This is a genomic window from Nocardioides albus (assembly GCF_014648255.1).
GTDB lineage: Bacteria > Actinomycetota > Actinomycetes > Propionibacteriales > Nocardioidaceae > Nocardioides > Nocardioides albus.
In genome coordinates this window covers 315,626-336,022 of record NZ_BMQT01000005.1, presented here as the reverse complement: position 1 = coordinate 336,022, position 20,397 = coordinate 315,626, and the positions used below count along the sequence as shown (strand labels likewise).

Annotated in this window: 20 protein-coding genes; 7 read left to right on the top strand and 13 right to left on the bottom strand. The window is 68.1% G+C overall.

What is annotated here, in order from left to right:
• The 4 genes from IEY84_RS12870 to fbaA form a co-directional block, all read right to left on the bottom strand.
• On the bottom strand, window positions 1-660 hold the full coding sequence (locus IEY84_RS12870; protein WP_183547929.1) for a cache domain-containing protein: 660 nt from the start codon (window positions 658-660) through the stop codon (window positions 1-3).
• Window positions 657-1,379, bottom strand: coding sequence for a FadR/GntR family transcriptional regulator (locus IEY84_RS12865; RefSeq protein ID WP_221209052.1), 723 nt, complete (start codon window positions 1,377-1,379; stop codon window positions 657-659). Before IEY84_RS12865 ends, IEY84_RS12870 begins: the two co-directional genes overlap by 4 nt.
• A 690-nt stretch (window positions 1,380-2,069) precedes the next feature.
• The gene (locus IEY84_RS12860; protein WP_183547927.1) at window positions 2,070-4,127 is read right to left on the bottom strand and encodes a fibronectin type III domain-containing protein; all 2,058 of its coding nucleotides are present in this window, start codon (window positions 4,125-4,127) and stop codon (window positions 2,070-2,072) included.
• Between the two features lie 189 nt (window positions 4,128-4,316).
• Entirely contained in the window at window positions 4,317-5,339 is a 1,023-nt protein-coding gene (gene fbaA, locus IEY84_RS12855) for a class II fructose-bisphosphate aldolase (RefSeq protein WP_183547925.1), read from the bottom strand.
• A 162-nt stretch (window positions 5,340-5,501) separates the two neighbouring features.
• On the opposite strand from fbaA, the gene IEY84_RS12850 reads away from it, so the two are divergent.
• Together IEY84_RS12850 and IEY84_RS12845 are read left to right on the top strand one after the other, a co-directional pair.
• Window positions 5,502-6,668, top strand: coding sequence for a hypothetical protein (locus IEY84_RS12850; RefSeq protein ID WP_183547923.1), 1,167 nt, complete (start codon window positions 5,502-5,504; stop codon window positions 6,666-6,668).
• The gene (locus tag IEY84_RS12845; protein WP_183547921.1) at window positions 6,665-7,150 is read left to right on the top strand and encodes a SigE family RNA polymerase sigma factor; all 486 of its coding nucleotides are present in this window, start codon (window positions 6,665-6,667) and stop codon (window positions 7,148-7,150) included. Before IEY84_RS12850 ends, IEY84_RS12845 begins: the two co-directional genes overlap by 4 nt.
• Window positions 7,151-7,335: 185 nt before the next feature.
• On the opposite strand, the gene IEY84_RS12840 is transcribed toward IEY84_RS12845, so the two are convergent.
• Window positions 7,336-8,025 (bottom strand): TrmH family RNA methyltransferase, encoded by a 690-nt coding sequence (locus IEY84_RS12840; RefSeq protein WP_183547919.1) that lies wholly within the window; start codon window positions 8,023-8,025, stop codon window positions 7,336-7,338.
• A gap of 104 nt (window positions 8,026-8,129) precedes the next feature.
• Here IEY84_RS12840 and IEY84_RS12835 point away from each other — a divergent pair, with 104 nt between their 5' ends.
• Window positions 8,130-8,858 carry a DedA family protein gene (locus tag IEY84_RS12835; protein WP_229788624.1) on the top strand — a complete coding sequence of 243 codons (729 nt, stop codon included), beginning with the start codon at window positions 8,130-8,132 and terminating at the stop codon, window positions 8,856-8,858.
• Window positions 8,859-8,861: 3 nt separating this feature from the next.
• Here the strand turns inward: IEY84_RS12835 and IEY84_RS12830 are convergent, their stop codons facing one another.
• Complete coding sequence (locus tag IEY84_RS12830; RefSeq protein WP_183547915.1) at window positions 8,862-10,028, bottom strand: aminotransferase class I/II-fold pyridoxal phosphate-dependent enzyme; 1,167 nt, start codon at window positions 10,026-10,028, stop codon at window positions 8,862-8,864.
• 19 nt (window positions 10,029-10,047) lie between these two features.
• Between IEY84_RS12830 and pyrE the strand changes: the two genes are divergently transcribed.
• The gene (gene pyrE / locus IEY84_RS12825; protein WP_183547913.1) at window positions 10,048-10,584 is read left to right on the top strand and encodes an orotate phosphoribosyltransferase; all 537 of its coding nucleotides are present in this window, start codon (window positions 10,048-10,050) and stop codon (window positions 10,582-10,584) included.
• Between the two features lie 43 nt (window positions 10,585-10,627).
• Window positions 10,628-11,302: a DedA family protein gene (locus tag IEY84_RS12820; RefSeq protein ID WP_183547911.1), complete on the top strand. Its 675-nt coding sequence runs from the start codon at window positions 10,628-10,630 to the stop codon at window positions 11,300-11,302.
• Between the two features lie 4 nt (window positions 11,303-11,306).
• Here the strand turns inward: IEY84_RS12820 and IEY84_RS12815 are convergent, their stop codons facing one another.
• The 3 genes from IEY84_RS12815 to clpB form a co-directional block, all read right to left on the bottom strand.
• Complete coding sequence (locus IEY84_RS12815; protein ID WP_183547909.1) at window positions 11,307-11,987, bottom strand: hypothetical protein; 681 nt, start codon at window positions 11,985-11,987, stop codon at window positions 11,307-11,309.
• Between the two features lie 40 nt (window positions 11,988-12,027).
• Window positions 12,028-13,092 (bottom strand): hypothetical protein, encoded by a 1,065-nt coding sequence (locus IEY84_RS12810; RefSeq protein ID WP_183547907.1) that lies wholly within the window; start codon window positions 13,090-13,092, stop codon window positions 12,028-12,030.
• Window positions 13,093-13,264: 172 nt separating this feature from the next.
• Window positions 13,265-15,856, bottom strand: coding sequence for an ATP-dependent chaperone ClpB (gene clpB / locus IEY84_RS12805; protein ID WP_183547905.1), 2,592 nt, complete (start codon window positions 15,854-15,856; stop codon window positions 13,265-13,267).
• A gap of 154 nt (window positions 15,857-16,010) precedes the next feature.
• Between clpB and IEY84_RS12800 the strand changes: the two genes are divergently transcribed.
• Window positions 16,011-16,436 (top strand): SCO6045 C-terminal-like domain-containing protein, encoded by a 426-nt coding sequence (locus tag IEY84_RS12800; RefSeq protein ID WP_183547903.1) that lies wholly within the window; start codon window positions 16,011-16,013, stop codon window positions 16,434-16,436.
• A complete protein-coding gene (locus IEY84_RS12795) occupies window positions 16,433-16,684 on the top strand; it encodes a hypothetical protein (RefSeq protein WP_183548118.1) in 252 nt (83 codons plus the stop codon). The genes IEY84_RS12800 and IEY84_RS12795 overlap by 4 nt, the downstream gene beginning before the upstream one ends.
• A gap of 110 nt (window positions 16,685-16,794) precedes the next feature.
• On the opposite strand, the gene IEY84_RS12790 is transcribed toward IEY84_RS12795, so the two are convergent.
• Genes IEY84_RS12790 through IEY84_RS12775 form a run of 4 tightly spaced genes read right to left on the bottom strand, consistent with a single transcriptional unit; the run spans window position 16,795 to window position 20,397 of the window.
• On the bottom strand, window positions 16,795-17,307 hold the full coding sequence (locus IEY84_RS12790) for a hypothetical protein (protein WP_183547901.1): 513 nt from the start codon (window positions 17,305-17,307) through the stop codon (window positions 16,795-16,797).
• The gene (locus tag IEY84_RS12785) at window positions 17,304-17,894 is read right to left on the bottom strand and encodes an Rv1363c family protein (protein WP_183547899.1); all 591 of its coding nucleotides are present in this window, start codon (window positions 17,892-17,894) and stop codon (window positions 17,304-17,306) included. The genes IEY84_RS12790 and IEY84_RS12785 overlap by 4 nt, the downstream gene beginning before the upstream one ends.
• Window positions 17,891-19,030: an MlaD family protein gene (locus IEY84_RS12780; RefSeq protein ID WP_183547897.1), complete on the bottom strand. Its 1,140-nt coding sequence runs from the start codon at window positions 19,028-19,030 to the stop codon at window positions 17,891-17,893. Before IEY84_RS12780 ends, IEY84_RS12785 begins: the two co-directional genes overlap by 4 nt.
• The gene (locus IEY84_RS12775) at window positions 19,030-20,397 is read right to left on the bottom strand and encodes an MCE family protein (protein WP_183547895.1); all 1,368 of its coding nucleotides are present in this window, start codon (window positions 20,395-20,397) and stop codon (window positions 19,030-19,032) included. The genes IEY84_RS12780 and IEY84_RS12775 overlap by 1 nt, the downstream gene beginning before the upstream one ends.

Sequence of the window (20,397 nt, the reverse complement as noted above, 5' to 3'; positions counted from 1 at the left end):
TCAGGAGAGCGCGACCGAGAGCGGCAGACCCCGGCACGGGATCATGTCGCGCGCGGTGGTCAGCGGATCTCCGGTGGCCAGCTGCGGGTCTGCCGACACGATCGACTTGCCGTGGCCGTTGACCAGCGTGGCGCCGGCCTCGCGCAACCCGGGCAGCAGCATCGTCTCGAGCGTCTCGACGAGGGTGTCCGCCCCCGCGACGCCGACCATGCGGCCCCCGGCGTAGACCGGCATCGTCGTGGTCATGACGTATTCGTCGGTGCAGACGAAGTCGACGTACGGCCCGACGAGCGTCAGCTCCCCCGTGCGTTCCGGCGTCCGATACCAGGGCTGACGGGTGTAGTCGATCGCCTCGCCGGTGGCAGGGGCGTCGGCGTCGCCGAGGAAGTCTCGGTCCTCGCCCTGCCACCAGACCAGGTAGAGCCGACGGTCGCTGAGCACGTCCGGCGCGACCACGAAGCCACCACCGATGAGGTTGGGGTTGCGCAGAAGCTCCAAGGACCCGGGCTCGAGCCGCTCCCGCAGAGACCCGGAGGTGACCGGTCCCGCCTCGAAGAGCGCGGCCACCTCGCTGCGTACGCGCTCGAGATGGGCCACGATCGGGCCGAAATGCTGCTCGACCTGGCTCACGCAGTCGATGGGGGTCACGGTCTTGGTCATCGTCGCACCGCCTCATGGATCTCGGCCAAGCGTTCAAGGGAGTGGGTGATGTGCTCGCGTACGCTCTCCCGGGCCCTGACAGCATCTCCCGACGCGAGTGCTTCGACAAGCTCCTGGTGGCGGGTCGCGGTGGCTTCTCGAAAGCCCGGCTCGTTGAGCGGGATCCGGAGCAGCGCACCGAACTCGGCCTCCTGGCGGACCACCTCGCGGGTCATCCGGGCCGACTGGGTCAGCGCCGCCACCGACAGGTAGAGCTCGCTGTCCGCGCTGCGCCAGCGGGCCACGTCGCTGACGTTGAGCGGGATCAGCAGATCGCGCAGGTCCTCGACCTCATCCGGGTCAGTACGTTCCGCAGCGATCTCCGCGCACCCGGTCAGCACCACCAGGTAGACGGTCGCCCGGTCGCGCAGCTCGATCCGCGACATCGCGGCGAGCCGGTCCTCGACGAGGTCGGCGCTCTCCGGGGCGCGTACGAACGAGCCGCCGCCACGCCCGCGCGTCGTCACCACCAGCCCCTTGGCGCGCAGCGCGACCAGTGCCTCCCGCGCCGTGACCGTCGCGACGCCGAGCATCTGGGCCAGCTCAGGCTCGCTCGGGAGCCGTTCGCCGTGCGCGAGCACGCCGGAACGGATCGCCTCGGCGAGCCGATTCTCGACGCGCGCTGCCCGGCCCTCGTCGCCGATCGGGGCGAAGATGGCCGCGCGAGCTCGGGACGTCATCACACGCACGCCGAAATCCTAATGTATGGATCTAGATGATTTGACCCTTCAGGTCTGTTCGAATCTGTTCGAATCGGCGCAGGAACTTCATGAACTTCGGCTTAACTATCTGGATCTACGGGCGTTTCTATGCCTAACCTGTGCGCACGGCTGACGCAGACTTGGTGTCGGTCACCCAAGAACGTCGGATGTCCAGGGCTTGTGGGGGGCGCTGGGCATCCGACTCCTTGTTTTGGGGTCGTTGTGGGGGCCGGGTGGTGGATGCAGACCGAGGTAACTCGGTCAGTGATCACTGACTTCGTGGAATTCCACGAAGTGGGTGCGTGCCCGCCGAGGTAACTCGGTCACCGGCCTCGGCGAGCTCGGCGAGCTCTGCGACGTGAGTGCATGCTCACCGAGGTAACTCGGTCAGCGATCACTGACTTCGTGGAGTTCCACGAAGTAGGAGTGCGCTCACCGAGGTAACTCGGTCACCGACCTCGGCGAACTCCGCGACGTGAGTGCATGCTCACCGAGGTAACTCGGCCGATCGGAACCATCACCCGCGGTCCGATCTCGCTGGGGCTCAACGGCCCGGGTTACCGGCCGCGACTCCTCCGACCAGTCGGGCATGTGCCACCACCTCAGAAGACACAGCAGGGCGGGGAGAGCCTCTCGGCTCTCCCCGCCCTGTCTCTCGGCGTGTGTCGGCTAGAACACCGCGGCTACGGCGCTGGTCAGCGCGTCACCGATGTTCTCCAGCAGACCGTCCTTCTCCTCCTCAGCCGGAGCGTCCTCGGTCGACTTCTCCGTGGGCTCCTCGGCAGGGGCCTCAGCAGGCTCCTCGGTCACCGGCCGCTCAGCCGGGGCCTCCGACTCGCTCGGCTCAGCCTCGGGCTGTGCCGGCTCCTCGGCGGCGTCCTCGCCACCCGGGAGCAGGTCGTCCAGACCCGGGAGCTCCGGCGACTTCTCGTCGCTCGGCTTGTCCGAGGGCGCCTCTACCGGCGCCTCGGGCAGGCCCGGCTTGTCGGCAGGAGCGTCGGACGTGGCCTCGCCCGGGGCGTTCGAGCGAACAGCAGGGTTGCCAGCGGGTTCCTCGGTGGTGCCCAACAGAGTGACGTCGAACTTCAGCGGCTCCGACGCTGCGGACGCCTGGTCCTCAGTGTCAAGAGTCTTGACGTAGACCGTGTGCTCACCGGTCTGGCCGATCGCCGAACTCCACTCCGTGTCGCCAGCGGCGGTTGTCGCCGTCAGCGTGTCTCCGTCGACAAACACCTGGTAGCGCAGTTCATCCGCAGAGTCTTCCCGGTCTTCACCCGCATTCCAGGAAACCGTGTACCTGCCGAGCAGTCCACCACTTACCGTCAATTCGGTCGGTGCTTGCGACGGCGCCTCGTCCTTCGTGGTGGTCCCAGACTTAGCTGCGGACTCACCGGACAGCTTCGGCGGATCCGCGATGTCCACCGCCTCCACTGTGTAGCTGTAGGGCGTCTCCGGCTCCAGGTTCTCGTCGACGAACGCGGTCTCGCTGGTGCGTTCGACCTCAACCCCATCGCGGCGGACGATGTACTCGGCGATCGCCGAGTCGTCCGTCGAGGGCTTCCAAGTAACTGTCAGGGAGTCGCCAGTGGCGTTACCAACCGAGATGATCTCCGGAACGGTGGGCTTCTCCACATCCTCGAGAGTCGAGCATTCCTCGATCTCGCTGGCCTGGGACCCGTTGTCGTTCTCGTCCCATGCCCTCACCGTGAAGGTGTAGTCGGAACCGGGAAGCAAGTTGTCGATCTTCGCCTCGGACTTCTTGAGCCCAGTTTCCGTCCTGTCGTCCTGACCCGGACCGGACACGCTCACGCTGTAGTCCGCGAAGTCGTCCTCGGTGTTATCCGCCCAATCGAGGTCGATCGAAGTGGTCGTCTCCTTACCGGTCACGCAGGTCAACTGCTGCGGCTGTGCCGGCGGCTCGTTGTCCTCGCCCGGCTTGAGGGTGAAGGTCTTGGAACCGCAGTTCTCGCTTGACACGCCGTTGTTGACCGCGCGGACGGCCACGTCATGCGTTCCACCCGCGAAGTTGAATCGAAGTCGCGTGCCGAACTGGTCGGGGCCGAAGGTCTCACGCCGCTCGAAGAGTCCAGGATCAACCACGACCACGTACGCATCGGCCTTGGCCACGCGCGACCAAGTAACGGTTGCGCCCTTGCTCCCGATCTTGTTCACATCAACGGTCGGGCAGGCAGGCGGGACCGTCTCACCATTGTCGCAATCGGGAAGTGGCCAGATGCCACAGATGGGACCGCCGTTGTCGCCATCGCCGTCTCCGTCGCCGTCGTCACCATCTCCCGGCGTGGTCGGCGTCGGGTCAGGCACCTGACACTGAGCCAGATCCGGACGGATCTCACAGATGTCGACACCGGCACCCGGCGGGCGGTTGGGCTCGCAAGCGCTCGGGTCGAGCTCACACGTCGGGGTGCTGCCCGAGGGGATGTTGCCCGCCGGGATGAAGGTCACGCCGGTGTTGGCCGCGGGGACGATGTCGTCGTCGTCGATCTCCTCCGGCTCGTCCGACTCGGACTCCGACGGGTCCTCGTCGGGCTCGATGGTGTCCGGGTCGCTGGGGAGCGAAGAAGACTCCCCTGCTGTCGGGTCTTTCTGCGGCGAGCTGTTCGGGTCGCCGCCGCTCACGGTGCAAGAGAACAAGACGAGCAGCAGGATCAGGATGATCGCGCCTATGACGATCCCGCCGATTGTGCGGTTTCGCGCAGTGGTTTCCATACCGAGGATGTCCCTCCCAAGAATCAACGCCGAAGGGACGGTTCGACCTGCCTACCCGAGGGTCGCCGTCCAGCTAGGGCATTGAATCGCTTTACCAATGACCGGCACAACGACATAAGCGCGTATTTGCTATGCCGTGTGCCACAACGTTTTCCGAATCGGGACCATTGGCCTTCCTCGGCATGTCGATCAGCCGATGGAGTTGCCCGCAGAACCGAGGTGCTGGGCACCCTCGACGACCCGAGTGGCCATTCCGGCCTCAGCGAGCTTGCCCCACGCGCGAGGATCGTACTGCTTCTTGTTTCCGACCTCGCCGTCGACCTTCAGTACACCGTCGTAGTTGGCGAGCATGTGGCCGGCGACCGCGCGGGTGTAGGCGTACTGGGTGTCGGTGTCGATGTTCATCTTCACCACGCCGTAGGAGACCGCTTCCGCGATCTCCTCGGCCGAAGAACCGGAGCCGCCGTGGAAGACGAGGTCGAACGGCTTCGATCCGGCGGGCAGGCCGAGCTTGGCGACGACCGCGTCCTGGGCGTCTCGCAGGATCGAGGGACGGAGCTTGACGTTGCCCGGCTTGTAGACGCCGTGCACGTTGCCGAAGGTGAGCGCCGTCAGATAGCCCGAGGTGCCCAGCGCGTCGGCGGTCGCGATGGCGTCCTGAGGGGTCGAGTAGAGCTTGTCGTCGATAGCACCGACGATGCCGTCCTCCTCGCCGCCGACCACTCCGACCTCGATCTCGAGCACGATGTGGGCGGCCTTGGCCAACGCCAGGAGCTCGGAGGCGATCTGCAGGTTCTCGTCCAGCGGCACTGCGGACCCGTCCCACATGTGCGACTGGAACAGCGGCGCCTCGCCACGCTGGACGCGCTCGGCGGAGAGCTCGAGCAGGGGACGTACGAAGCCGTCGAGCTTGTCCTTGGGGCAGTGGTCGGTGTGGAGCGCGATGTTGACGTCGTAGGACCGGGCGACCTCGGTCGCGTACGCCGCGAAGGCCACCGAGCCGGTCACCATGTTCTTGACCGTGGGGCCGGAGAGGTATTCCGCGCCGCCGGTGGAGATCTGGATGATGCCGTCCGAGCCGGCCTCGGCGAAGCCTGCCAGCGCCGCGTTGAGCGTCTGCGACGAGGAGACGTTGATCGCGGGGAAGGCGAACCCCTTCTCCTTCGCGGTCGCGAGCATCTCGGCGTACTTCTCGGGGGTGGCGATGGGCATCTGGGGGTCTCCTTGAAGATCCGTTGTCGACCGGTGCGCTGGTGGCCAGCGTAATGGGCCCCCGGGCCACCCCGCCCAACGCTCGGGGTTGGATCGATCAACCAGGACAACCGATCAGCCACGAGATCCGTATCCACGGGTGACACTCACCTTGGAGGCACCATGGACTGGCACGACACGCTCGAGCGGGCGATCCCGCACCCCCCACCCGGGTCCGCGGATCCGGCTGCCCTGGTGGCAGCCGGGAAGAAGGCCGTACGCCGCCGGCAGGCCCTCGCCGCAGCCGGGACAGCGCTCATCGTCGCAGGGGTGATCGGCCTGGGCTCCGGGTATGCGCCGTGGCGCGACCGGGCGGCACCCACCCCACCGATCGCGACCCAGTCGAAGGCCGACGAGGTGCCTGAGGTCTATCCGACACAGCCACCGTTGAGCGATGCTTCCCCACTCAGGTACGACTTCGAGTCGAAGGAGGTCACCTTCCACGACGGCTGGGAGGAGGCCGACCGGCTCGGGCGGAAGGAGATCAGCCAGCTCCTCGGACCCGACTATTCCCAGCTGTTCCTCGCCGCGACCGACGGGGAGAAGACGATCTACGCGAACTTCATGAACCCGACCGAGATCGCCTACGCCGACGCGGCTCGGACCAACGGGAAGAACCTCAGCGAATGGGCCCAGGACGTGGCCACGCACCACGTCGAGCCCAGATGGTCGGTCGGCGGGTCGATCCGGGTCGGCGACGGCTGGACGATCACCCGCAGGATCGACAACCCGCTCGACTATGACCTGCCCTGGGACTCGGAGGCAGCCGTGGCCGAGCGCGAGGGCATGGCGGTCTGGATCCTCTTCTCCGGGGACAAGCCGGAGAGCGGTGGCGGCGGTGAAGGCTACGGGGTGGCGTACGCCGCTCCGGGACAGAGCATCGACGAATACGTCGCTCACCGGAACGAGCAGATGGACGCGGAGATGACCGCGTCGACGGGTGGCTACAGCGCGGGCACCTCCGAGGCGGTCGAGTTCGGGGGCGGCTCGGAGCTGGTCCCGGCCGAGAAGGGGGTGAAGATCGTCGAGCAGGTCGCCGACCCCGATCTCGGCAAGGGGTTCGCCGAAGGCGCCACGCGGTCCGCAGCCGCGCGGATCACCGTCAAGGGGAAGGAACGCTTCGCCATCGCTCGCGAGAAGGACGGCCTCACGCTCGTCTACGTCATCGAGGTGGCAGCCGAACCCCGAGCCGAGGACCGCGCTGCACGTTCCCTCGAGGACGTGCTGGCCATGGTCAAGGCCACCGAGACCGACGACGAGACGGGTGGCGGAAGGTCGTTGTTCCCGTGAGCGCACGCGATGAGGAGTTCTCCGGGTTCGTCGCCGCACGACGCCCGCACCTGCTGCGTACCGCCTTCGCCCTGTGCGGCGACTGGCACCGGGCGGACGACCTGGTGCAGACGGCCCTGCTGAAGCTGTACGTCGCCTGGCGGCGCGTGGAGCCCGGGTCGGAGGAGGCGTACGTCCGGACGATCCTGGTCCGCGCCCACATCGACCAGACCCGGCGGCCGTGGTGGAAGCGGGAGCGCTCGGGTGACCTGCCGGAACGGCCTGGTCCCATGGCACAGATCGAGGAGCGGTCCGAGCTCTTCGAGGTGCTCCAGGCTCTGCCGGAGATGCAGCGCAAGGTGGTCGTCCTGCGCCACTGGCTGCAGCTCTCGGTCACCGAGACCGCACTCGAGCTGCGGATCAGCGAGGGCACCGTCAAGAGCCACTCCTCGCGCGGCCTGGACGCGCTCCGGAGACGGCTGGAGGCCTCCGAGATCGCCTGAGCCCGGTCAGCAGACGGCGTCGGGGCCGGATCAGGCTCGCGGTCGACGGGAGGCCATGAGCCCCGCTGTCGCCCGGCCCCGAGGCCGATGCACCCTGGTAGGGGTGATACATCCGGGCGACCCGAGGTCAACTCTAGCGGGCCGCTGCCGCACCCATGACACCGGTCCGTAAATGGATTACGACATCAACCGCGCCAGGCCTCGTCTGAGCCCAGATCGGCATGCTGGACGACCCAGGAGTGCATCGCGATCGCTGCGGCGGCGGAGGCGTTGATCGATCTCGTCGAGCCGAACTGCGCGATCGAGAAGGTGCCGTCGACGCTCTCGCGGGCCTGCTCCGAGAGGCCGGGACCCTCCTGCCCGAACAGGAAGCAGACCTTCTCCGGGAGCTGCATGGTCTCCAGGTGGAGCGAGCCGGGCAGGTTGTCGATGCCGAGGAGGCGTACGTCGCGGTCGTGGAGGTAGGCCGCGAGCGCGGGCACGTCGGGGTGGTGATGGACGTGCTGGTAGCGGTCGGTGACCATCGCGCCACGGCGGTTCCAGCGCCGGTTGCCGACGATGTGGACCTCGGCGGCGAGGAAGGCGTTGGCGGTGCGGACGATGGTGCCGATGTTGAAGTCGTGCTGCCAGTTCTCGATCGCGACGTGGAAGCCGTGGCGGCGCTGGTCGAGGTCGGCGACGATGGCCTCGAGGGTCCAGTAGCGGTAGCGGTCGACCACGTTGCGGCGGTCGCCGCCGGCGAGCAGCTCCGGGTCCCAGTGGTCCCCCTCGGGCCACTCGCCTGGCCACGGGCCCACGCCGACCTCCGGCTGGCCGTGGGGCATCGGGTCGTACGGTGCTCGGGGATCACCCTTGGACGGCTGTGTCTCGTTCATCGCCCGATCAGAATATTCGACAACAATAGTTGTTACCTATGGGTACCGTAGGGGCCGTGACAGGTGCGGGGACATTTGCGCCGATGATGGCCGGTTTGGAGTGGATGAGTCCGGACTTTCTGCTGGTCACTTTCGGCGAGCCGCTCTTCTGGATCAGCCTCATCATCATCTTCATCGAGTGCGGTCTCTTCTTCCCGTTCCTGCCAGGCGACAGCCTCCTGATCGCGCTCGGGATCTTCATCGCGACCGGCAAGATCGACATCTTCCCCGGCCCGCGCGGCGTCGAGATCGTGATCGCGATGCTCTTCTTCGTCGCGGCCGCCTTCGCCGGCAACGTGACCGGCTACGAGATCGGCCGGCGGATCGGTCCGCGGCTCTACGAGAGCAACAACCGCTTCATCAAGCGACGCCACATCGACCAGACCCGCGCGTTCTTCGACAAGCACGGCAACAAGGCCCTGGTGATCGGGCGTTTCATCGCGTTCGTCCGCACCTACGTCACCGTCATCGCCGGGGTCACCCACATGGACCGGCGCCGGTTCTACTTCTGGAGCCTCGTCGGCGGCGTGCTGTGGGTGCTCGCGGTGACGCTGTTCGGCTTCTTCGTCGGATCCCGGTGGCCCTGGCTGGCCGACAACATCGACTACCTGATCCTGCTGCTCTTCGCGCTCGCGCTCGCGCCGGCGGTGGTCGAGTGGTGGCGCCGGCGGCGTACGACCTCACCGTTGGCCGCGGACGTCGACCACGACGGACAGCCGGACCGCGATATCACCGGAATGTCGGTCCGCCCTCGTGAACCAGCGGATGACGCCGAGACGCCTGCCGAGCATTAGGCCCTAACGGGCCAGCTGACCCTTGCCGAGTCGTTCCAGGGCCTCTTCGATCACGTCCCGCTGCTTGGTGAACGTCCACCGGACCAGGTGCTTTCCGGCGTCGCCGTCGTAGAACCCCTGCAGCGGGATGGCCACCACCCCGGCACGCTCGGGCAGCGCCCGGCAGAACTCGAGCCCGTCGCTCCAGCCGAGATCGGCGATGTCGGAGACGGCGAAGTAGGTGCCCTCCGGGATCGTGACGTCCAGACCGATCCCCTTCAATCCGGCACAGAGGAGATCGCGCCGCTCCTGCAGGTCGAGAGCGAGCTCCTTGGGCCAGTGGTCGAGATGCTCCAGCGCGTACGCCGCGGCGGGCTGCAACGGTGCTCCCGAGGTGAAGGTCAGCCACTGCTTGGCTCCGATCAGTGCCTGGACCAGGTGCTCGGAGCCGGTCGCCCAGCCGACCTTCCAGCCGGTGAACGAGTAGGACTTGCCGATGCTCGACAGGGTCAGCGTGCGCTCACGCATCCCGGGGAGAGTGGCGATCGGGATGTGTGGGGTCCCGTCGAAGGTGAGGCGCTCGTAGACCTCGTCCGAGACGACCGTCAGGTCGTGGTCTCGCGCGAAGGCCGCGACGGTCTCCAGCTCCTCGCGGGTGAGCACGGTGCCGGTCGGGTTGTGCGGGGAGTTGAGGAGGAGCACCTTGGACCTCGAGGAGACCTGGGCCTCGAGGGCTGCGCGCGGCAGCCTGCCGCCGGGCGCGGCCGGGTCCAGACTGAGGGTCACCGGGCGGCGTACGCCTCCTGCGAACTGCACCATGGCCGGGTAGCTGTCGTAGTAGGGCTCCACGAGGATCACCTCGTCGCCGGGGTCGACGAGCGCGAGGATCGCCGCTGCGATCCCCTCGGTGGCGCCGGTGGTGACCGCGACCTCGCGCGCCGGGTCGAAGGTGAGGCCGTAGTGGCGTTCCTGGTGGGCCGCGACCGCCTCCCGCAGCGCCGGGATGCCGGGGCCCGGAGCGTACTGGTTGCGGCCGCTCCGCAGCGCTGAGACGGCTTCCTCGATGATCTTCTCGGGGCCGTCCACGTCGGGGAAACCCTGACCGAGGTTGACCGCGCCGGTGGCAGCGGCCAGCGCCGACATCTCGGCGAAGATCGTCGGCGGGATGCCATGAAGTCGTGCTGCAGTCATAAGACTTAGGCTAGGACCCGTGACCACGGACGACGCCCTCGCTGCCGACATCGACGCCACCTGCCGCCTGCACGGGGAGTTCACGCTCCGCTCGGGTCAGGTCAGCGACACCTACTTCGACAAGTATCTCTTCGAGGCGAACCCGGCGCTGCTGGAGCGGGTCGCCGCTCAGATGGTCGAGCTGCTGCCCGAGGGGACCGAGCTGCTCGGCGGCCTCGAGCTCGGTGGCATCCCGATCGCGACCATGGTGTCGGCCAAGACCGGCATCCCGGCGATCTTCATCCGGAAGAAGGCGAAGGAGTACGGCACGGCCAAGCTCGCCGAGGGGCCCTCCTTCTCCGGGAAGCGGGTGACGCTGATCGAGGACGTGATCACGTCCGGCGGCGCCGTGCGCGACGCGGTCAATGCGCTCCGTCCGCTTGGTGCGGTCGTGGACACTGTGGTGTGTGCGATCGACCGGTCGCCGACGCCCGGCGAGTCGCTGCGTGATGTCGAGCTGGAGATCCGGTCGGTGCTGACCCGGGCCGACCTGGACGCGGTCAACGCAGCCTCCTAGGCTTCGGCCGCCCGGCCCACCCACACACTTCGAAGAGAGCCTCATGATCCTGACCTCCACCCAGCCCGAGGAGCTCACCGGCGTCGCCGGCTGGGCGGTCGATCTGATGGACAAGCTCGGCCCGGTGGGGGCAGGGCTCGGCATCGCGATGGAGAACCTCTTCCCGCCGCTGCCCTCGGAGATCATCCTGCCGCTGGCCGGCTTCACCGCCGCGCAGGGCCGCTTCACGATCGCCGAGGCGCTGATCTGGACCACGCTCGGCTCGGTCGTCGGTGCGCTCGCGCTCTATCTCGTCGGTGCCCTGATCGGCCGCGAGCGGGTCTACTGGATCGGCGAGAAGCTGCCGCTCATCAAGACCACCGACCTGGAGAAGACCGAGGCGTTCTTCGAGAAGTACGGCGCCTGGACGGTCTTCTTCGGCCGCTTCATCCCGATCTTCCGGTCGCTGATCTCGGTGCCGGCCGGCGTCACCCGGATGCCGATCTGGAAGTTCCTGCTCCTCACCACCGTGGGCTCCGCGATCTGGAACACGATCTTCGTCGTCGCCGGCTACCAGCTCGGCGACAACTGGGAGAAGGTCGAGCCGATCGTCGGGCGCTTCCAGAACATCGTGATCGTGGTCGTGGCTCTCGCGGTCGTGGCCTGGATCGCGGTGCGGGTCTACAAGATGGTCCGGGGCTCCGACAACGGCGCCAAGGACGACTCGCTCGTCTCCTAGGTTCCTAGAACTGCTGGTGGGTCGGCGGTGCGCCGTTCGGGGTCGCCGCCGGCCGCTGCCAGGGGTCGCCGGGCTTGCGACGGGCGAACCAGTTGCCTGCTCTGCCGGTGTACAGCATCACGATGGCGGCGATGATCAGCGCCGGATAGAGCACCACGAAGAGCGAGAGCAGCGCGGCGACCGAACCGACGACGGTGAGCAGGATCCGGGCCAGGTTGGAGCGGAACAACAGCATGATCCCGAGCGGGATCGCGGCCAGGCTGAGCACGCTGCACGTGGCGAACCAGATCACCATCACCAGCGTGATGCCCTTGTCCGAGGATGCCGGGTCGTTGTAGTCCGCGATCCCCGCAGGCACCATGAAGACCGCGATCAGCAGCGCGATCACCGACCCGACGATCGTCATGACCGACGCCGCGACCACCGTTCCGGGCCGGCTGTCGGGGTCAGGCTGCGGGTACTGCGGCCGCAGGTATGCCGGGACCTGCTGCCCCATCGGAACCTGGCCGTACGCCGGAGGCGGCTGGCCCCACCCCTGCGGCTGCGGGGTGGCGTACGGCGTCGGGGGCGGCTGGTAGCTGGGCTGGCTACTGGGCTGGCTACTGGGCTGGACCGGCGGCTCCTGCCCCTCGAACGGCGGCTTGCCGCCGTAGGGGTTGTCGAAGGAGCCGTACTGATCAGACATGGGTGGAGCCTATCCGGCCGGCAGGGTCACCGGCTCTGCTTTATCGGCTCGGACGGAACCACGCGGCGACCTCGGGCCGCAGCAGGAACGAGAACGTCGCGACCGCGGCGCCGAAGAGGACCACGGCCGGCGGGAAGGCGAGCGCGAAGAGCAGCAGCGAGAGCCCGGAGACCGCAGCCGAGATCATCAGCGCGATCCGGGCCCAGGAGTGGCGACGGATCGCGAAGAACGCGAACACGGCCGCGGCGAGGCAGACGAGTCCCACCAGGATCGCCCCAGCCCAGGCCGATGCGACGACGATGTCGGTGGTGTAGAGACTCGCCATCTCCTGCATCGCCTCGTCCCCCTTGGCCTGCGCGCGCAGCTGCTCGAGGATCAGGTCGGGGTTGGCGGTCGCGGTCACCGCCGAGGCAAGCATCATCAGCGCGGTGAAGCCCGAGCCGATCCAGGTGAGCACTGCCGCCGCCGTCATGGCGCCCGGACGCCGCTTGGGCGCCGCGTTGGCGGGCTGGGCGATCGCGCCGGTCCACGGCGGCGGCTGGTTCTCGGAGAGCCGAACCGCACCGGTGGTCGCGTCCGACGATCCGGCCGGATCGGTTGCTGCCTCGGGACGGGGCGGCGCTACGTACGACGTCTGATCGGGGTCGCCGCTGTCGCGGGCCTCCGGCTTGGCCGGCGAGACGCCGTCGAACCAGTCACGGGTGGGCGACATCCACAGGAGTACGACGGCGACCGCCGCCAGCGTCGACCAGAACCCTCCGCCGAACATCCCCGCGAGGAAGAGCGGCGCCGCGATGACGGTGAGCGCGAGCCGAGCCTGCTTGTTGCGCTGCAGCACGTGCCACCCGAGGATCACCGCTGCCGCCGCCATGGCGCCGGTGACCAGCGCCATGATGTGCATCAGGTCGAGGATGTTGTCGAGCTCGATCCCCGAGCCGGCCAGCGGCGGCTCCGCCAGCACCTTCTCCACCCGCTCCCGGGTGTCCAGGCTGCGCAGCCCGGAGATCTGATCCCAGGCCCCCACCACCGTGAGCAGGGAGCCGAGCACGATGAGCCACCCGGCGAGGGTGGCCTGACCGGGGCGAGGAAGCTTGGTTTCAGACATGTCGGAAACCATTTTCTCATCCCCACCAACCTCTCCCTATTCCGCCCGGCCAGATTTCGCCGAGACGTCACCCGCGTCGGCCGAAACGTCACCCGCGTCGGCCGAGAAGTCTCTCCCGCTGGCCGAGTGGGCACGTGGATGACGCCTCGAGCGACGCGAGTGACGTCTCGGCTCAGACTTTCAGGGTGAGACCGTCGCCGTCACGGTCGACGGTGACCTGGCCACCATCGCTGACCTCGCCACCGATGAGCATCCGGGCCAGCGGGTCGCCGATGGCGGACTGGATGAGGCGGCGGAGGGGGCGGGCGCCGTACGCGGGGTCGTAGCCGGTCTCGGCCAGCCACTCGCGAGCCTCGGGAGTGACGGAGATCGAGATGCGGCGTACGGCCAGGCGCTTCTCCAGCTGTCCGAGCTGGATGTCGACGATCTTGGTGAGGTCGGCCAGGGAGAGGGCGTCGAACATGACGACCTCGTCGAGGCGGTTGAGGAACTCGGGCTTGAAAGCACCCCGGACCACGGCCATCACCGACTCGCGCTTCTCGTGCTCCTCCAGCACCGGGTCGACCAGGAAGTTCGAGCCGAGGTTGGAGGTGAGGATGAGGAGCGTGTTGCGGAAGTCGACGGTGCGGCCCTGACCGTCGGTCAGGCGACCGTCGTCGAGCACCTGCAGCAGGATGTCGAAGACCTCGGGGTGAGCCTTCTCGACCTCGTCGAGCAGCACCACCGAGTAGGGGCGGCGGCGCACCGCCTCGGTCAGCTGACCACCCTCGTCGTAGCCGACGTAGCCCGGAGGCGCTCCGACCAGCCGGGCGACCGAGTGCTTCTCGGAGTATTCGGACATGTCGATGCGTACGATCGCGCGCTCGTCGTCGAAGAGGAAGTCGGCCAGCGACTTGGCGAGCTCGGTCTTACCGGTGCCGGTCGGGCCGAGGAACAGGAACGAGCCGGTGGGGCGGTTGGGGTCGGCGATCCCGGCACGAGAGCGCCGCACCGCGTCGGCGACCGCGGTGACCGCGGACTTCTGCCCGATCAGCCGCTTCCCCACGACGGACTCCATCTCGAGCAGCTTGGCCTGCTCGCCCTGGAGCATCTTGCCGGTCGGGATGCCGGTCCAGGCCTCGACGACCTCGGCGATCTGCTGAGCGGCGACCTCCTCACCGACGAGCCGGTCGGTGACCTGCTCCTCCTCCGACTCCGAGGCCGCGTCGGCGATCTGCCGCTCCAGCTCCGGGATGCGACCGTAGAGGATCTCCGAGGCCTCCCCCAGCGAACCCTCGCGCTGGAGCCGTTCGGCCTCGCTGCGCAGGGCGTCGAGCTGCTTGCGCAGGGCGCCCTCACCCTCGAGGGAAGCCTTCTCCCGCTCCCAGCGAGCCTCCAGCCCGCGCAGCTGCTCCTCCTTGTCGGCGAGCTCCTTGCGCAGTGCCGCGTGACGCTCGAGCGAGGCGTCGTCGGACTCCTTGGAGAGCGCGAACTCCTCCATCTTCAGCCGGTCGACGGCGCGCCGGAGCTGGTCGATCTCCTCGGGGGACGACTCGATCTCCATCCGCAGCCGCGAGGCGGCCTCGTCGATGAGGTCGATCGCCTTGTCGGGCAGCTGACGGCCGGTGATGTAGCGGTCGGACAGCGACGCGGCGGCCACCAGCGCGGCGTCGGTGATGCGGACACCGTGATGCGCTTCGTACTTCTCCTGGATCCCGCGCAGGATCTGCACGGTGTCCTCGACCGACGGCTCGCCGACGAAGACCTGCTGGAAACGGCGCTCCAGGGCCGGGTCCTTCTCGATCCGCTCGCGGTATTCGTCGAGCGTCGTGGCGCCGATCATGTGCAGCTCACCGCGCGCGAGCATCGGCTTGAGCATGTTGCCGGCGTCCATCGCGGAGTCCCCTCCGGCGCCCGCGCCGACGACGGTGTGCAGCTCGTCGATGAAGGTGATGACCTGCCCCTCGGCGGCCTTGATCTCCTCGAGTACGGCCTTGAGCCGCTCCTCGAACTGACCGCGGAACTGTGCCCCGGCGACCATCGCCGCCAGGTCGAGGCTCAGGACGCGGCGGCCCTTCAGCGAGTCGGGTACGTCCCCGGCGATGATCCGCTGGGCGAGCCCTTCGACGACGGCCGTCTTGCCGACACCTGGCTCGCCGATGAGGACCGGGTTGTTCTTCGTACGCCGCGAAAGCACCTGGATGACACGGCGGATCTCGGAGTCACGGCCGATGACCGGGTCGAGCTTGCCCTTCTCCGCGGCCTCGGTGAGGTCCTGGGAGTACTTCTCGAGCGCCTCGTAGGAGTCCTCGGCGTCCTGGCTCGTCACGCGGCGGTTGCCGCGGACCGCCTTCAGCGTCTCGCGCAGCCCCTTCTCGGTGAGCCCGGCCTTCTTGAGCACCTTCTGCGCCGACGACTCGACCGTGGCCAGCGAGATCAACAGGTGCTCGGTGGCGGCGTAGTCGTCCTTCAGCGTCGTGGCCAGCGTGATCGCGCCGGCCAGGACGCGGGTCAACCCACCCGAGGCAGCGGGCTGCTGCACGGTGGACCCGCTGGCGCGCGGGAGCCCGGCGACGTCGGCGGCCGCCGCTCGCGACAGCTCGTCGGCGTCCACACCGGACTTGGTGACCATCGAGGTCGCGGTGCCCTCGTCCTGCTGCAGCAGCGCGACGAGCAGGTGGATCGGCTCGGTCGTGGTGTTGCCCGTCGTCGTCGCGGAAAGCTGCGCGGCCTCGATCGCCTCGCGGGCCTTGGTGGTGAACTTGTCTGCCGAAAACTGGCTCATTTGTGTCTGCTCTCCTCCTGGGGACGCACCTGAGTCTGCCGCGAGTGCCTGTCACCCGCATCTATCTCAACACAACCAAAGTTGAGTCTGTTCCACTCAACTTTGACTTTTATATATTGCGGCGGCGGTCCAAACGATCGGGCACACTGCTCCCGTGGACTCCGGAGGCGCCGTGCGCGAGCAGCTCGCCGCGCGACAGCGCGAGGTCCTCGACGACCTGCTGGCCGGACGTACGCCGCCGGGGTTCGATCCCGCCGGGACGACCGCGACGACGCGGGTCCTGCACCACAAGCGCTCCTCGGCCGCGCACAATGCCGCACCCGAGCTCGACCAGCTCCCGGACTGGCGGGCCCGCTTCCACGCCTGGGCGGCACAGCATCCGCAGCAGGGCTGCGCCCACGATGACGTACGCGCCTTCCTGGCTACCATCGGCACCGACTGGCTCCACCTGCACGACGTCTACGAGGGCCGACGACGGTTCGCACTCACCCGGATCGCCGGGCGTCGGGTGCTCACCGTCGGTCTCGGCTCGCAGATCTGGCACATCCGACGCCGCACCTCGAAACGGACCCGCACGTGAAATCCCTGATCATCATCGCGATCATCGGCCTGATCATCTACACGCTGATCAAGGCAGCCGTCGGCGTCGACCGCGGCGACCGGCGCCGAGGCCCGCAACGACGACGACACGGCGGCGGAAGCAGCTGCAGCTCGGGCTCGTCGGGCTCCTACGACTCCGGCGACAACCGCGGCCACTCCTGCAACAGCTCCTGCAGCAGCTCGTCCTCCTGCGGCTCGAGCTGCGGCGGCGGAGGCGGCGGCGACTAGCCACCCCCACGTCGAGTCGGCTCATCCTGACCAAGATCCCCGCCGAGTCGGCTCGTCATAACGAGCCGACTCGGCGGAATTTCCCGTCATAACGAGCCGACTCGGCATCGTCAGAAGAGGTCTAGGGCGGTCACCTTCCATTCGCCGTCGACCTTGGCGGCCTCGACGGCGATCTGGGCGGCGGAGATGGAGGACTCCTTGTCGGTGGAGCGTTGGGAGGCCTGGTCGAGGAAGACCAGCAGCTCGGCGGAGTCGGCGTCGAGGGACTTGACCGCGGCGACCTGGACCTCGGCGCTGAGCGTGAGCTTCTGACCGGGGGCCTTCTCCTGGAGCTGCTTGAAGAGGAGGTCGTACTCCTTGCGGGCGTCGCCGGCGAGGAACTCGTCGGCGGCAGCGGCGGTCGGGCCCGGGTCGGAGAAGTCGTAGGAGAAGACCTGGAGCAGTCCGGTGGAGACGGCCGACTGGACCTCGGTGGTCGCCTCGGCGTCGACGACGGCACGGTTGCCGACGTGGTCGGTCTTGCGTTCCCGGTCGGCCTGCCAGAACGCACCCAGGCCCAGGATCAGGGCGAACGCGGCGAGGAACGGAGCCCAGCGGCGTACGGAGGTGGTGAGAGTGGTCATGACATGTTCACCGCTACCTGCTCGAGGCTCTCCAGGTGCCAGTCGTCGCCGACCTTGACCAGGTCGGCCGCGAACCTGTTGCGCTTGACCGTCGGCTCGGCGTCCTCACCAGAGCCAGAGCCGTCGCGGACCGTGATCTCGACGGCCGCGATCACGGTCGCACTGTCCTCGTCGAGCTCGGTGACCGCGGCGTCCATCACCGAGCCGGTCGAGATCTTCTTCTGCTCGGCGAGGACCTTGCGGTCCTCCTCGGAGACACTGGTCAGCTGGTCGTGCAGGGTGCCGGTGGTGACCGCGGCCCAGCCCTTCAGGCCCTCGTCCACCTTCCGATGGTCGAGCGAGTTGAGGGTCTCGATGTGGCTGGTCGCGACGATCAGCACCCGGTCACGACGAGCCGCCTCGTCGACCATCTCCTGGTCGTGACCGCTCGCGCGCCACCAGGCGAACAGGCCGGCGGCCAGCACGCACAGGGCCACCAGCGGGAGGGCCCAGGCGAGTACCCGGTCACGGGTCGACCTAGGCTCTTCCGTGGTCTCGACAAGCTCGACCACCGGTGTCTCCGTTCGTCTCTCTACTGTGGTGCTCATCGCTCCCCCATCAGTCCGGCGAGCGTGGTGGGGACGCTAACGGTCTCCGGCTCGGCTGTCTCTGTCTTCGTGGTTTTCGGTACGGCCTCGCAGCCCGCCGCAGTGTTGAACGGCTTGCCCTTGCTCACGTCGGTGCCGGCACGCAGGTCGGTGCCCTCATAGCCGAAGACGCAGGGCGGCGGGTTGAAGAACGACGGCATCAGGCTCAGCCGTGGTCCTTGTGAGGTGTTGATCGCCCAGCCGATGCTGACCGCCTCGGGCACGGTCACGAAGGTCGACTCGAGCGCGGCGGCGTTGGTGCCGAAGAGGGTCGCGGGAGTGACCAGGTTGCTCATCAGGATCCCGAGCGGCTGCCCGACGTCCTTGACCAGCCGCGAGATCTCGGCGGCCGTTCCGGGCGCGGTCCCGACCAGGTCGCGCAGGTCCTTGTCGGAGTCGGCAAGGGTCGAGGAGAAGAGCGCGAGGTCGTTGCTCCAGGCCTTGATGCTGGTCGCCGACTCCTCCTGGGTCGCGAGCACCTGGTCGGAGTTGCGGATCAGGCTCGCCGTGACCAGGAAGTTGCGGTCGGCCTCCTTCTGGAACGCCAGCGACGTGTCGACCAGCTTCCGCAGGTCGGAGCCGGCTCCCTGGGAGAGCAGGTAGGACTCGTCGATGGTCGTGACCAGGGCCTCCTCGGGCACCGAGGCGACGAAGTCACGGCCGGTCTCGATGACCTGGGAGGCGTCGTACGGCAGCGCCTCCTTCCCTGCGGAGAGTCGGTCACCGTCGGAGAGCCGGGCAGTTCCCACGGCGCCGCCGCGAAGGTCGAGGTACTGCTCGCCGATGGCCGAGCGGTTGGCGACCTTCACGGTGACGTCCTCCGGGATGGCGGGGGCGTCGCCCTCGATCTCCAGGACGGCACGTACGCCGTCGGCCCCTGCCTCCAGGTCGGTCACCTCACCCACGGGCACCCCGCGGTAGGTCACCTCCGAGTTCACGAAGAGCCCGCCGCCCTCCGGCAGCGAGACGTCGACGCGGTAGGGCTCGTCGAAAAGATCGAAGCCGACGTAACGGGCCCCGACATAGCTCGTGCCGATGAGGGCGAGGGCGACGAAGAACCCGAGCTTGACGCGTACGCCTCGAGTGAGCCGTTGCATCATTCGCTCCCTTCCACCGAGCCGGCCTCAGGATCGGTTCCTTCCGGCGGGGCCTCGGATTCGGCCGGCGACTCGGCCGGCGACTCCGAGGGCGATCCGGACGGATCGGAGGGGGTGGACGGATCGCCCGGCGACGAGGACCCGGGATCGGACGGCGACCCGGACGGGTCCGTCGGGTCCGAGGACGACGAGCCGTCGGAGGGCAGGATCGAGTCCCCCGGGATCGACGGCGAGGACGATCCCGGCACCGGTGAGCTGGTCGACGGCAGCAGTCCCGGCGGTGCGCCCGACGACCCGGACTGGGAGGAGACCGAGCCGCCGGACCCGCCTTCGACCACCGGCTGCAACCAGTCGCAACCCTTCGACTGACAGCCGGCAGGAGTACGGAAGTTCGTGACCATGAACAGGTTCATGTAATCGCCGCGGATCGCATTGAGCACCTCGTCGGGGAACGGGTAGGTGAAGAGGATCTCGAGCGCGTAGGGCAGGTCGGAGCCGGCCTTGGCGAGCTGGTCGAGGATCGGGTCGAGCAGCTTCAGGTCGGCGACGATGTCGTCCTGGGCCTGGTCGAGAGTGCTGATGGTGACCTTGGAGAGCTTGTCGAGCGCCTTCAGCATCGTGATCAGCTGCGGACGCTGGTCGACGAGCACCTGCATCCCGGGCGAGAGTCCCTCCAACGCGCTGGAGATCTTCTCCTTGTCCTGCTCCAGGGTGACCGCGAGCTGGTTGAGCGACTCGATCGCCGACGTGATCGAGGCCGAGCGCGAGTCGAGGACGGAGACGAACCGGTTCAGCTCGGCCAGGAACGCCTTGATCTCCTCCGGCCGCCCGTCGGAGATCTTCTGCATCTCGCGGGAGATCTCCTGGAACTGCGCGATCCCGCCGCTGTTGAGGACCATCGACAGCGCCCCGAGCACCTCCTCGACCTGCGCGGCCGCATCGGTGTCGCCGCGCCCGAGGACCGCCCCGTCGCCCAGGGGCTCGCCCGCGACCGGAGCAGCGGGACGGATCAGCGCGACGTACTTCTCTCCCAGCAGCGAGGTCTGCTGCAGCCGCGCCGTGGTGCCGGCGGGGAGCGAGACGTCGTCCCTGACCACCAGCGACACCCGCGCACTGCGACCGTCCTCGGTCAGCTGGATCTTGTCGACCCGGCCCACGGCGACGTTGTCGACCTTGACGCTGGACTGAGGAACCAGATCGAGTACGTCGCCGAACTCCGCGCTCAGCATGATCGGGTCCTCCCCCACGTCGGCACCGCCGGGCAGCGGCGCCTCGTAGACGCCTCCGCTGACGGCGCCGAGGCCGCAGCCGGAGACGGTCAGGGCGGCGGCGGTGGCGAGAGCAGCCGCGGCGAGTGGTCGCGACAA